The 13732-nt window shown below is 35.3% G+C and carries 13 protein-coding genes; 9 read left to right on the top strand and 4 right to left on the bottom strand.

The genetic code is table 11. The features are described 5' to 3' along the window. Positions 1 to 254: 254 nt before the first annotated feature. A complete protein-coding gene (locus RCG20_RS15415) occupies positions 255 to 512 on the top strand; it encodes a GlsB/YeaQ/YmgE family stress response membrane protein (RefSeq protein ID WP_308180993.1) in 258 nt (85 codons plus the stop codon). A 112-nt stretch (positions 513 to 624) separates the two neighbouring features. Here RCG20_RS15415 and RCG20_RS15420 read toward each other — a convergent pair whose 3' ends face one another. Then, entirely contained in the window at positions 625 to 1548 is a 924-nt protein-coding gene (locus RCG20_RS15420) for an RluA family pseudouridine synthase (RefSeq protein WP_308180994.1), read from the bottom strand. A gap of 133 nt (positions 1549 to 1681) precedes the next feature. On the opposite strand from RCG20_RS15420, the gene RCG20_RS15425 reads away from it, so the two are divergent. The 3 genes from RCG20_RS15425 (at position 1682) to RCG20_RS15435 (ending at position 5787) form a co-directional block, all read left to right on the top strand. After that, on the top strand, positions 1682 to 2080 hold the full coding sequence (locus RCG20_RS15425) for a DUF5365 family protein (RefSeq protein WP_308180995.1): 399 nt from the start codon (positions 1682 to 1684) through the stop codon (positions 2078 to 2080). A gap of 219 nt (positions 2081 to 2299) precedes the next feature. After that, positions 2300 to 4042: a phospho-sugar mutase gene (locus tag RCG20_RS15430; protein WP_308180996.1), complete on the top strand. Its 1743-nt coding sequence runs from the start codon at positions 2300 to 2302 to the stop codon at positions 4040 to 4042. A 176-nt stretch (positions 4043 to 4218) separates the two neighbouring features. Beyond that, positions 4219 to 5787, top strand: coding sequence for an IS1182 family transposase (locus tag RCG20_RS15435; RefSeq protein WP_308180416.1), 1569 nt, complete (start codon positions 4219 to 4221; stop codon positions 5785 to 5787). A gap of 161 nt (positions 5788 to 5948) precedes the next feature. Here RCG20_RS15435 and RCG20_RS15440 read toward each other — a convergent pair whose 3' ends face one another. Further along, positions 5949 to 6203: a YhdB family protein gene (locus tag RCG20_RS15440; RefSeq protein ID WP_308180997.1), complete on the bottom strand. Its 255-nt coding sequence runs from the start codon at positions 6201 to 6203 to the stop codon at positions 5949 to 5951. A gap of 144 nt (positions 6204 to 6347) precedes the next feature. On the opposite strand from RCG20_RS15440, the gene RCG20_RS15445 reads away from it, so the two are divergent. Both RCG20_RS15445 and RCG20_RS15450 read left to right on the top strand, forming a co-directional pair. Further along, positions 6348 to 7307 carry a M14 family zinc carboxypeptidase gene (locus RCG20_RS15445; RefSeq protein ID WP_308180999.1) on the top strand — a complete coding sequence of 320 codons (960 nt, stop codon included), beginning with the start codon at positions 6348 to 6350 and terminating at the stop codon, positions 7305 to 7307. A gap of 79 nt (positions 7308 to 7386) precedes the next feature. Then, entirely contained in the window at positions 7387 to 8802 is a 1416-nt protein-coding gene (locus RCG20_RS15450) for a SpoVR family protein (RefSeq protein ID WP_308181000.1), read from the top strand. 99 nt (positions 8803 to 8901) lie between these two features. Here the strand turns inward: RCG20_RS15450 and RCG20_RS15455 are convergent, their stop codons facing one another. Next, the gene (locus RCG20_RS15455) at positions 8902 to 9963 is read right to left on the bottom strand and encodes an ATP-binding protein (RefSeq protein WP_308181001.1); all 1062 of its coding nucleotides are present in this window, start codon (positions 9961 to 9963) and stop codon (positions 8902 to 8904) included. Positions 9964 to 10239: 276 nt separating this feature from the next. Between RCG20_RS15455 and RCG20_RS15460 the strand changes: the two genes are divergently transcribed. Further along, on the top strand, positions 10240 to 11280 hold the full coding sequence (locus RCG20_RS15460) for a DUF3231 family protein (RefSeq protein ID WP_308181002.1): 1041 nt from the start codon (positions 10240 to 10242) through the stop codon (positions 11278 to 11280). An 88-nt stretch (positions 11281 to 11368) separates the two neighbouring features. Next, on the top strand, positions 11369 to 12715 hold the full coding sequence (locus RCG20_RS15465; RefSeq protein ID WP_308181003.1) for an amino acid permease: 1347 nt from the start codon (positions 11369 to 11371) through the stop codon (positions 12713 to 12715). Positions 12716 to 12823: 108 nt separating this feature from the next. Here the strand turns inward: RCG20_RS15465 and RCG20_RS15470 are convergent, their stop codons facing one another. Beyond that, positions 12824 to 13150 (bottom strand): ArsR/SmtB family transcription factor, encoded by a 327-nt coding sequence (locus tag RCG20_RS15470; protein ID WP_308181004.1) that lies wholly within the window; start codon positions 13148 to 13150, stop codon positions 12824 to 12826. Positions 13151 to 13358: 208 nt separating this feature from the next. Here RCG20_RS15470 and RCG20_RS15475 point away from each other — a divergent pair, with 208 nt between their 5' ends. Continuing rightward, on the top strand, positions 13359 to 13706 hold the full coding sequence (locus RCG20_RS15475; RefSeq protein WP_308181005.1) for an ArsR/SmtB family transcription factor: 348 nt from the start codon (positions 13359 to 13361) through the stop codon (positions 13704 to 13706). Positions 13707 to 13732 lie beyond the last annotated feature (26 nt).

Below are 13732 nucleotides of genomic sequence, written 5' to 3' on the forward strand. Positions count from 1 at the left end.
AAAATTATAGGTTATCCCTGGTTTTTTGGTGGGATAATCCCACTCACTACCTTATTAGGTTGGCAATTGACTCTGTTAATTCTTCATATTTAGATGGCGTTATGTAGCTGCATAATTGTTTTGTATGTTTTAAATAAAATTGGGTAATTTAAGGACAAGCAGTTGCGAATAAAAATTTACTCATACTGCTTAAAGCTTTGGATGTTGGCAGTAAAACAATGAAATAATAATTAAATGCTGAAGGAGTGTGTAAAATGAGTTTTATCTGGACATTAATCGTTGGAGGCGTCATTGGTTGGATCGCTGGTCTCATTGTTGGCAAGAATATTCCAGGTGGAGTCATTGGAAATATTATAGCAGGTTTTGTGGGTGCATGGCTTGGACAATTAGTTTTAGGCAACTGGGGACCAAATGTTGCCAACTTTGCAATCATACCAGCAATACTGGGTGCGATTGTTCTTGTATTGATAGTAAGCATGATTTTGAGATCCTTTCGAAGAGCTGACAAATAAGAGGAATTTCCAATTATTAAAATAAGTAATCAAGAAAAACAAGTAATTAATAAAAACAAAGAACTCATCGTTCACTTACGAACGACGAGTTTTTTTGTTTTCCAAAATAAATCTATAAGGAATAGACATCTACTCCTTTAAAAATGGTCGGAATATCTAAAAGGGGTGCATAACAAATAATTTGTTCTTCTGTAAAAGGGTGTATGAACTCAAGCTTTGCTGCATGCAAGGCTTGACGATTACAAATGGGCTGTCCCCCGTATAATGTATCTCCAACGAGAGGATGTCCTATATGGCTAAAATGGACCCGGATTTGATGAGTTCTTCCAGTCTCTAACCAGCATTTTACATAAGTTAATTTTTTTCCTTGATCCACTTTTACAACCTGATAGTGGGTAACTGCATCTTGCCCCGAAGAAGATACACGCCTCCTTGTTGCATGATGCCTGTCACGCCCAATCCCAAAGTGTAGTGTCCCTTTCTTTGAATTTAATAACCCATGAACCACTGCGACATAGGTTCTTTTGATTGTACGTTTTTCCAACATTCGGTCAAGGATTGCTCCTGCTAAAGCATTTTTTGCAAAGAGAATTGCCCCCGATGTATCACGGTCCAATCGATGAATATGTCTAATATTTCTTATTTCTCCATTCGTCTGCAAATGAAACACGGCTGCATTGAGAAGTGTATCTTTTTCCAAATTGATCTGATTAGGATGTGTGCTCATTAAAGGAGGCTTGTTAAAGACAATAATGTGATCATCCTCATAAAGGATTGGAATCTCAAAGTAGGATGCAGGAATTTCGCTTTCCTCTTCCTCAAATAGGTTTAATTGCAATTTAGTTCCTGGAATTAGAGGGTTGTTCCAATTTGCATTATTACCATTTAATAAAACTTTATGTTCCATCCTAAAAAAATGTGTTAGTTTTTTTGGAGCTTCCCATTTATGTCTGAAAAGATCATCTAAAGTTAAACCTTCCCATTTTTGCGGGATGATAATTTGAAACCATTGTCCCTTACGACTAGTTTGTAGCATAGTGTCTCCTTTACTTAAATCCTTGTAGTTGTGGTTATAATTACCACCGTTCCTGCCACATTACATATGTTATTCTATCCTTAAATAATATAGATAAAGATAGATAAAAGGGACGAAAAAGGTGGGTTTTTTTGTGAAAATTGTATTTGCTTCGATACCTAGCCAGGAGCATGAAATCAGTGAGCTGGTGAGGCATATTTATTCAAATATTTTTCCAATCTATTTTACCGATAATGAAATTCAAGAACTTGAGCGGTTAAAAGTATTACATACCTCTGGCCAATACTTTAAAGATATTAGTACGTTAAAAGAAGCTTTTCAAGTGATGACAAGTTTGCGAACCATTATTTCAATCCTCGAGTGCACTGATTTGAATGAAAGTTACTCTAACCTATTTACTAGAAATAGTACAAACTTAAGTAGACTTGGTCTGTTTTTTCCTTTTGAATTGGAGCAGTTTTTAGAAGGGAAAAATATAAAAAAATATATGTTTAGTGGTTATACAAAAGCAGCAAATGAACTGCTTATATAATTTGAATCAAAACGCCCGTTTTTGTGGGCGTTTATTTTTTTGTGCTTCCCTGTACTTTATGATAGCAAAAATATAAAATAAAAAAGGTTAAATCTTTATTAAAATCCTTTTCAAAAAGGACAATATGCAAAATTTGTCGTTATAAAAAACCAGTTTTTTAAAGGAGTATCCTATATAAGCTTCGAAAAAAGAAGAGTATAAACTAACAGGAGGGATCATATGGACTGGAAGACGAAAGCCCAACAATGGTTTCAATTTGAAAATTTAAATGAAGAGTTAAAAATCCAATTAGAAAAGATTGAAAGAAATGAAAAGGAACTTGAAGAAGCCTTTTATAAAAATTTAGAATTTGGAACTGGTGGCATGAGAGGAGAAATTGGTGTTGGTACTAACCGAATGAACCTCTATACAGTTCGAAAAGCATCTGCAGGGTTAGCTGCTTACATAGAAGAAAATGGAATTGAGGCAAAAAAACGTGGAGTTGTTATTGCCTATGATTCACGTCATAAATCTCCAGAGTTTGCAATGGAGGCAGCAAAAACACTTGCATCCAGAGGAATTCAAGCATATGTTTTTGATGAGCTGCGTCCTACACCAGAATTATCCTTTGCAGTAAGATATTTAAATGCATTTTCAGGAATTGTTGTTACAGCAAGCCATAATCCACCTGAATATAATGGCTATAAGGTTTATGGATTTGATGGAGGGCAGCTTCCACCAGATAGTGCAGATAAAGTAATTTCAAAAGTAAATGAAATTGAGAACGAACTTCTCATTGAGGTTGATAGTGAAGAAAGGTTAAAAGCAGCTGGACTAATTGTCACAATCGGTGCCGAGATTGACCAGGCCTATATTGAAAAGCTAAGAACGATTTCCGAAAATCCTGATCTTGCTCAAGATTCAGACATAAAAATTGTCTTTACTCCATTACATGGCACTGCCAATAAACCGGTACGAAATGCGCTTATGGCACTTGGGTACAAAAATGTCCACGTTGTAAAAGAACAGGAGCTTCCAGATCCAGAATTTACTACAGTGAAAAGCCCTAATCCTGAAGAACATGCTGCATTTGAATTGGCCATTCGTGATGGTAAAAAAATAGGAGCAGATTTATTAATTGCAACAGATCCCGATGCTGACCGCTTGGGGATTGCTGTCTTGAATAGTGAAGGCGAATATGTTGTTTTAACTGGAAATCAAACAGGAGCATTACTGCTAGATTATCTTCTTACTCAAAAACAAGAAAAAGGGATGCTCCCAAAAAATGGAGTAGTCCTTAAAACAATTGTTACTTCAGAAATTGGTAGGAAAATTGCATCTTCCCATCAATTAAATACTGTAGATGTGTTAACAGGTTTTAAATTTATTGCTGAAAAAATAAATGAGTATAAATCCTCCGGTGAACATACTTTCTTATTTGGCTATGAAGAAAGCTATGGATATTTAATTGGTGATTTTGTGCGTGATAAAGATGCCGTTCAAGCAGCAATATTTGCAACTGAAGTTTGTGCATATTATAAAAAACAAGGATTGTCGCTATATGAGGGCTTAATAGCAGTGTTTGAAAAATATGGATATTACTTAGAAGGACTTCGTTCTCTAACGTTAAAAGGGAAGGATGGAGCAGAGAAAATTCAGCAAATATTATCTTCATTCCGTGCGGAACCATTAAAATCACTTGGAAACTTAACTGTTCAGACAACAGAAGATTATTTAACAGGAATTCGAGTGGCGAATTCGGGGTCTGAAAAAATTGATCTTCCAAAATCCAATGTCTTGAAATATACATTTGAAGATGGTTCGTGGGTTTGCCTAAGACCATCAGGTACAGAGCCAAAAGTTAAATTCTATTTCGGAGTAAATAGTAATAATTTTGAAGAAAGTAATGAAAAACTCCAAAATATTAAAAAAGACTTTATGGAACTTGTAGATCAAAAAATAAATATGGTAACAGAAAAGTAATAGCTAAAAAATATATAAAAGAGGCTGGGACAAAACCCACCTCTGAGATGAAAAAGCCGGTGGAATTTTACGATAAGTAAAATTTCACCGGCTTTGATTATTTTCCAATAAAAATAAGGGCCACTTCTGATAAAATAAAGTTACCACACCAAATTTCATCCGAAAGAAGGGTCCTTATGTTCAAAAATTATATCATGAATCAATTAGTTTTGCCTTTAGATTTAGAAGTAAAATTACAAAATAATGATATTGCCTACCATGTCCATCATTTAGTTGAAAGTATCCCTCATGAAGCGTTCGAACCATTTCTTCGAAATGAGGGTTGCCCAGCCTATCATCCACGCATGATGCTTAAAATTATCTTATGTGCCTACACACAATCTGTCTTTTCAGGGCGTAAAATTGAAGCCTTATTAAAAGATAGTATCCGTATGATGTGGCTGGCTCAAGGACATGAACCAAGCTACCGCACAATAAACCGATTCCGTGTTCAATCAGAAGTGAAAGATTTAATCCGCCAATGTTTCGTCCAATTCCGTTGCCAATTGATTGAAGAAAAACTTATCGATCAAGAAGCGGTTTTTATCGATGGCACAAAGATTGAAGCGAATGCGAATAAATTTACGTTTGTCTGGAAGAAATCGGTTGAGAAATATCATCAAAGTTTAATTGAAAAGTCAAATCAGCTATACAATGAACTACTTGAGAACGAAATCATACCTGAAATTAAATGTGAAAGCGATGAACAGTTATCATTGGAAGAGATCGCTCAATTGGTTAAAAAAGTGGACGATGTCGTAACCGAGTATGATAAACAAATTGAAGTATCGACAGACGTTCTAGAACGAAAAGCCTTAAGAAGTGAACGTAAATACCCGAAACAAGTGCGTAAACAGTTGATTGATTTTGTCTTACGAAAACAGAAATACCAACAAGACTTTGAAATATTTGGCACACGTAATAGCTATTCTAAAACAGATCCGGATGCGACATTTATGCGAATGAAAGATGATTATATGCAAAACGGACAATTGAAGGCAGGTTACAATGTACAAATCGCAACGGAAGGTCAATACGCGCTTGCCTATAGTTTATTTTCAAACCCAACAGATACACGTACGTTAATTCCATTTCTAGATGAGATCGAGCAGCATTATTTCGAGTTACCGAAACACATTGTCGCAGATGCAGGTTATGGTAGTGAACAAAACTATAATGATATCCTTTCGAACAGAAAACGAGAAGCACTTATTACGTATAACATGTATTTGAAAGAACAAAAGAAAAAGTATAAACAAAACACATTTAATCCCGACAATTGGCAGTATAATGAAGAAACAGATACATATACATGTCCCAATCAGAAACTTCTTAAATTTCAATATTATTCTATACGTAATGACCGTACAGACTTCCAACGGAAGTTCAAAATCTATGAGTGCGAAGACTGTTCAGGATGCCCGTTCCGTTCATCATGTACAAAAGCAAAAGAAGGAAACAATCGAAAACTAATGGTGAATGAAAAATGGGAACAGCAAAAAGAATATGTAAGAGAGAAGCTTTCAGAAGAGAAAACGAGTGCCATCTATCGAAAACGCAAAATCGATGTGGAACCAGTTTTTGGATTCTTGAAGGCTAATTTGCGTTTCTCTCGGTTTTCTGTACGAGGAAAATCGAAAGTAGAAAACGAAATGGGCCTCGCGTTAATGGCAGTGAATTTAAGAAAATTCACTGCCAACAACTAAGGTAATAGAAGAATTAACACCCCAAAATAGATAAAGGTGAATTTGAGTAAGCTCAAATTCACCTTTCTTACTATTTGAAGCTAGTTATGTCCCAGCCTCTTTTTTGGTGGTGGAATTCTTTATCCGGTTTACTTCTCAAAAAAGCGTATGGCTAAAATTTTTCAGGAAAGACTATACATCGAAGTCTGACTTTTATCAGATTCGACTATTTCATTGGCATGGTCGATATACCGCAGAAGTAGATATAAATGATCTTGAATTACAGAGTAATCATCTTCGAAGTTATAAGCATGTAGGAAATGCTCAATCTTCTTGGACAAAAATTGGTCTTTTGTGCGCACCATTAGTATTAGTAAATTGTCCCATTCGGATCGATGCGTATAATATAGCGCTCGATCATAATCCATTTTATTCATTTTTTTATCTCCTCCTTAATAGGAGTTGAAATTAGTTTATGCCTTTTTAAACAGAACTCTCGCAGAAAATCTTGGACAGCCTGATCTGTCGCGATATGCAATATTTTCCTGAATAAATGGGGAATTGGTAAGGAGGAGAATGGAGTGTTTAGAGTTTTTTGGATTTGCTTTCTATTGCTCTTTTTTGAATTTCAAACCATAGCTCATGCCAAAATTGTTCAAACAAATAAACCTTACACATACGGAAGTATGGAGAATGATTTACATTTACTTAAGGCAAAGTATAAGGAAAATGTAGAGATAAGAGTGATTGGCTATACCCATTTTGGCCGAAAAGTATCTGCAGTGAAGCTCGGAAAAGGAGAGAAGAGTGTTCTACTTGTAGGTGCCCATCATGGCCGGGAATGGATCACAAGCATGCTGCTGATGAAGATGTTGGAAACGTACTCTGCTGATTATCAAAAGGATCTTTCACAAATCTTAAATGAAGTGTCAATTTGGTTTGTTCCTATGTTAAATCCAGATGGTGTAACAATCCAACAAAACAATATTAGGGAATTTCCACCCGACCAACAAAATCGAATCATGTTTATGAACGAAGGTTGGGATCATTTTATAAGATGGAAAGCTAATGGATTAGGAATCGATCTTAATAGACAATACCCTGCTGATTGGGAAGCCTTAACGGATGGTCCCAATGTTCCTTCTTACCAATTTTATAAAGGCAAATCCCCATTTGAAGCAGAAGAAGTTATTGCCCTTTCTAATTTTGTAAAAGAGATCAAGCCGCTAATAGCCGTTTCGTACCACTCGGCAGGAAGAGAAATTTATTGGAAATACAAAAATGGTGAAAATTTCAAACGTGATCGTAGGATTGCAAAAAGAATAGCTAAAATAACTGGGTATAAGTTAGGAAAACCTCCGAAGGAAGCGGTGGGAGGAGGGTTTACAGATTGGTTTATTACAACGTATCACCGCCCAGCTCTAACAATTGAAATAAGCTATCTTGTTGGAGATAGACACCCACCCTTATGTGTGTTTAAAGAAGAGTGGAAGCGAAATAAAAACGTCGGGCTTGTAATTGCCGAGGAAGCAAAATATTAATTTCTCCAAACTGTTTTTTCATTCTCATTTCATCATTCCTGCTTGAACCACATACATTGTGGTAAAGGGGGAATGGCAGATGGATGTGGAGGGACGCAAAGCCCTTGAATATGCAATTAGCGAAATAACAGAAGTCGCAACAGGTTTTGGATTGGATTTTTACCCGATGCGATATGAAATCTGTCCAGCGGATATTATCTATACGTTTGGGGCATACGGGATGCCGACCCGATTTTCACATTGGAGCTTCGGTAAACAATTTTATAAAATGAAACTCCAATATGACTTTGGATTAAGTAAAATTTATGAATTGGTTATCAACTCAGATCCCTGCTATGCATTTTTACTTGATTCCAACGCATTAATTCAAAATAAGTTGATTGTGGCACATGTACTTGCCCACTGTGACTTTTTCAAAAATAATGTTCGTTTTCAAAATACAAAGCGAGATATGGTTGAAAGTATGGCGGCTACGGCTGAGCGGATCCGTAAATATGAAGTTCAATATGGAAAGCCAGAAGTGGAAAAATTTTTGGATGCGGTATTGGCCATTGATGAACATATAGATCCTTCTTTAATGAGACCAAAATTAGCTTGGTCCATGGAAGATTTGGAAGAAGAGGATGATGAGATTCGACCAGTTTCTACCCCCTATGATGATCTTTGGAACATGGATAAAAAAGAAGCTGATCCAGGGAAAAAGAAAGCAAAGAAAAAATTTCCTCCCAACCCTGAAAAGGATTTACTGTTATTTATTGAATCCTACAGCAGAGAGCTTGAGGATTGGCAACGTGATATTTTGACAATGATGCGCGAAGAAATGCTTTACTTCTGGCCACAGTTAGAAACGAAAATCATGAATGAGGGCTGGGCTTCTTATTGGCATCAACGGATCTTAAGAGAATTAGATTTAACAACTGGGGAGGCAATTGAGTTTGCCAAATTAAATGCAGGTGTTGTGCAACCATCTAAAACAGGAATAAATCCTTACTACCTTGGCATTAAAATTTATGAAGATATAGAAGAACGCTACAACAATCCAACTGAAGAAATGAAGTTGAGAGGAATTAAGCCGAATTCTGGTCGGGAAAAGATTTTTGAGGTGCGTGAAGTGGAATCAGATATCTCCTTCCTTCGCAACTACTTAAACAAGGATCTTGTCATGAGAGAAGATATGTACCTTTTCCAGAAGCAAGGCCGGGACTATAAAGTAGTCGACAAACAGTGGAAACAAATCCGAGACCAACTCGTTAATATGAGGGTAAACGGAGGATTCCCATACATCACAGTAAATGATGGTGACTACTTGAAAAATGGGGAACTTTATATGAAGCATTGGTATGAAGGAATTGAACTCGATGTGAAGTATCTAGAAAAGGTGTTGCCTTATATTCACCAACTTTGGGGAAGACCGGTTCATATGGAAACGATGGTGGAAGAACGAACGATGTTGTTTACGTATGATGGGAAGGGCGTTCATCGGAAGTATATATAAAAGATTTAAAGCAGTGATAGTTTTCACTGCTTTATTTGTTGTTAGTGCCATATGGTTTGTGGATGTATCTATAAAGAAATGTAGGATAGTAAAAACAGGCTATGTTAGGTGGTAACACTTTTTAACCGGAAGTTGAACATGAATAGTTGTCCCTACTCCTAACTCACTATGGATAGAAATATTTCCATGATGTTCATGAATCGTTGTAAATACTTGTGTTAGACCTAGACCAGTTCCTTCACTTTTTGTAGTGAAAAAAGGTGTGCCTAACATTTTTAATTTTTCCTTTGGAATACCTAAACCTGAATCGCTAATTTTTATATGGATCAAGTCGTCCTTATAAAAATGTTCTATTCTAATTTTCCCTTTATCTTCGATAGACTCAAGTGCATTTTTTATGAGATTGAAAAAGGCTTGCTGAAATAAGTTTCTTTTTCCGATAATTTCCATCTCTGAATCTCTTAAATCTAATTCAACTTGGATAGAATAAAGTCTTTCCTGAAATAAATTTATTAGAGAAGTTAACTCTTTACATAAATTAATGGGTATTAAGGGTTCATCATGCAAATCTGGTTTGGATACTTGTAATAAATTTTGTAACGTGTTTAATGCTTTCTCTAACTCATCTTCCATGATATCAAAGTATGGATGTGATTGGGTTTCCTTAATTAACTGCAAAAATCCTTTTACAGATGAAAGAGGGTTTTTAACTTCATGAGCAATACCAGCCGCTATTTGACCAACAGAGGCTAATTTTTCTCTATCCTTCAAAAGTTGTCCAGCTGCTTTGCGAAGGGTAATATCTTGGAAAATAACCTGTCCAAAGACTTTGTTCTCTAAATAAAAAGGTAAGGTCACTACTTCAACATCGATTATCTCCCCATCGTTCCTAATCATTTGTACTTCTATTTTTTCTAATGTTTCATTATTTGTAAGAACCCTTTCAAGTCGTGCTTTACTTTTTTCATGGAAAGAGGGGTGAAGAAAAAACCAAATATTTTTAGAAATAATTTCTTTTGAACATGTAACTTTAAACATATCCAAACAAGCCCTATTACAATAAAGAATTTCACCCTCTTTTCCAATAATCCAAATGGAATTAAGGGAATTTCTGATTAATTGGTGAAAGTCTATCTTTGTGGACTCAATATGTAGTTTCAAATGAATCCCTCTTTTTCTGTCAAGTATAGAAAAAGTATATCAAGAGTCATGTTGAACTTAAATATAAATGTGTGAATTTCCTGTTTATTTTATTTATTACGTTAAAAATAAGAATAAATGTTTCTCTATATTTTGTTAATTTGGGAGCATTTTTACCTCCAAAACACATGTTGGATATGAAGCATTTATCAATGATCCAAAGGGATGGAAAACGAATAGATTTCATTTTAGAAGATAATAATAAGTGAAAACTGAGTAAATAGGGGGGTTCTTAATATGGAAAGGATTAAACCCATTAAAATACATACAAGAGGAACCACACCGATAATTGAAAAATTAACATCAGCTGAAGTTGGAAAACTGTGGGCTGTATATATGGGGAATTCCATGGCCCAGTATGTTCTTATGTACTATCTTAAACATATTGAGGATCAGGAAATCAAAATAATTTTAGAAAATGCTCTTAATTTAAGCCAAGAAATTATGCAAAGTATTAAAGGAATTTTTATTCAGGAAAATTTCCCTATACCAATTGGGTTTACCGAGGAAGACGTAAATTTAGGTGCTCCAAGGTTATTTTCAGATGAGTATTATCTTCATTACTTAAGATATGCGGGTAAAGCGGGGATAAGCATATATTCAACTGCAATACCTTTAATGACAAGAGGAGATATAAGGGACCTTTTTATCTATTGTCTTAACTCCGCTGTAAAACTTTTAACAGATGTTTCGAATGCATTAATGAAAAAGGGTATTTTAATGAAGACACCGCCTATTCCTACACCAGATAAGGTTGACTTTGTAAAAAAACAAGATTATTTAAATGGGTTTTTAGGGAACGTTAGACCCCTTCATGGATTAGAGATTGCCCATCTTTACGATAATATTGAAAATGATGTAGCGAGCAAAGTGTTATTAATTGGTTTTAGTCAGGGAGCTAATAATGATAAAGTTCGACAATTTTTTATAAGAGGGAAAGAAATTACTGATAAACATATAGAAGTCTGTTCACAAAAATTGCATAAAGATAATTTGCCAGCCCCTACGCTATTAGATCACTTAGTTAGTGCTTCAACCTTTTCACCTTTTTCAGATAAATTAATGTTATTTCATAAAATTGATATGTTTTCAATGAAAATCCGGTCTTATGCAAATGCCATGTCCCTTAACGGAAGACGTGATATAGGCTTCATGTATGGACGGTTTTTAATGGATATTGGGCTTTATGTAGAAGGTGGAGCCCAAATTTTGATTAATCAAGGGTGGATGGAACAACCACCAGAAGCCATTGATCGAGATTCTTTAACTTCAAAATAGGTACCTAGGAGCCTTCCTTTCAAAAAAGGTCATTGGATATAATTAAAGATTTAACAAATGATTATACCTATAGGAAGGGAGGTTGGGTATGGATTTTTTTATTCCTAGCGACTCAAGGGAAGGGAAGGGAAGTGGGGATGGGAATTTAAAATGGTGGCAACTATCCTTAATTGGTGTTGGCTGCACCATTGGAACTGGTTTTTTTCTTGGATCAACGATCGGGATTGAAACAACAGGCCCATCTATTGTCTTCTCGTTTATTTTGGCTGCAATCGGGACCTATATTGTCTATAATTTATTAGCAAAAATGACGTCCGAGGATCCTCAAGAGGGATCATTCTGCTACTATGCAAATAAAGCGTATGGACGTTGGGCGGGATTTAGTTGCGGCTGGAATTATTGGAGTTCAAACATACTGATAATGGGTAGCCAATTAACTGCTCTTTCTATCTTATCAAGATTTTGGTTTCCCAATGTTCCACTTTGGCTCTTTGCAGCGGGGTATGCAATTCTTTCGATTGTAGTTGTTTTAACCGGAAACAAGGGTTTTGATAAGGTAGAAAATATACTAGCTATAATCAAAACGGCGGCAATTGTAATGTTTATTATTCTTGCGGTTGCTGGGATATTTGGTTGGATTCATCATGGGGATGTCAATCACCCTGGAATCCCTAAGTCTAGAAATGAACTTTTTCCTGAAGGTATAAAAGGGTTCTGGTCTTCATTAATTTATGCTTTTTATGCATATGGAGGCATAGAGGTAATCGGGATTATGGCAACTAGACTTAAAAAGAAAGAAGATGCATCAAAAGCTGGAATCATAATGTTGATATTATTAGTGGTGATTTACGTTATATCACTTGGTCTTGCCGTGTTTATGGCAGCACATGGGGCATTTAATGAAAAGGAGAGCCCTTTTGTAACAGCAATGGAAAAATATCACCTTTCTTTTTTTCCGCATGTATTTAATGGAGCCATAATTGTTGCTGGTTTTTCAACAATGACTGCCTCATTATTTGGGGTAACAACGTTGCTAGTGACCTTAGCTGAAAGCGGGGATGCCCCAGCTTTGTTTACTAAAAAACTGAAAAAATGGAAGTGCCTCCCCTTGCCTTCTTTAGGACTTGCCACAATAGGATTGGTTGCATCCATAATTACTGCCTTACTTTTACCTGGAAAAATTTACGAGTATATTACTACGGCAGCAGGTATCCTGATTTTATTCAACTGGGCTTTCATTATTTTATCTGCTCTTCGAATATTGGAAGTGAAAATAGGGGGAAAGATAGTTGGATTTATAGGGATAGTGCTAATTCTTGCTGCAATAAGCGGAACATTTATGGACAAAAACATTCGTTTTGGATTTTTTGTTAGTTTATTATTTGTAGGTATTATTGGAATTGTTGCTTGGGTCATGCAAAAAAAGGTCTGGTAAAAGGGGAGTCAGGCAGGGTAATTCAGTTCTATAAAAAATACCAGTAATTCTGGTATTTTTTTGTTTTAATAGTTGCAAAAATAATTAGTAAATTTTTAATATAATGACCTAACAACAGTTGGGGCGAAATAAGCAACATAGTTGAGGGGACAAAAGGTGATGTACTTCGTGCTGATTGATTTTATAATAGCTCCAAGTTCCCTGTGCTTCTTTCAAGATTAAATTGGCATCAAGGAGTATTTTTAAGTGATAAGAAAGCTTGGATTGTGGCATTCCGATCATACCGCTTAAATCGCATACACAGATGGAATCTTGCTGACAAAGCAGATTCAAAATTTGTAAACGTTTTTGGTCTGCTAACGCTTTAAATTTCATTTCATATTCTGAAAAGGTAGCGGACAATGATAGGTCTGTAAGAGGATTTATTTTTTCCATAAGTAACCTCCTAAATCAAAATTATTTGATATAAAAAATTATAATACCAATTACTTAATATTGCAACGATAATATCAAAAATAATTGATTGTTATTGTATATATAATTATATGCTTATATAATATTGTCATTAGGAAATTTATTAAATGAATAGTAACTAAGGACAAAATTATGTGGCAATGAATTTGAAAAATCGAGGTGATTTAATTTGCAAATCAGTACGTCCTTAACTATTGAACGAGCTGCGAATATATTAAAGCTTCTTGGTGATAAAACAAGATTAACGATGATGAGGATTTTATTGGAACATGATTGCTGTGTGTGTGAATTTGTAGAAATTTTTCAGATGACCCAGCCTTCCATAAGCCAGCATTTACGGAAATTAAAGGATGTAGGCCTTGTGAAAGAAAGTAGAAGAGGGCAATGGATGTTTTACTCCATCAATCGTAGCCATGAAAATTATCTTTTTGTAGAGGCACTACTTGAATTATTGGCGAGTCAATCAGAGAAATTGGAAGAACTCGAAAAACAGGGGAAACGAATCTCCTGCGACTGAAAATTTGATTAGAAAAAATGTTTAAA

The sequence above is a fragment of the Neobacillus sp. PS3-40 genome (assembly GCF_030915485.1).
Classification (GTDB): Bacteria; Bacillota; Bacilli; order Bacillales; family Cytobacillaceae; genus JAUZPL01.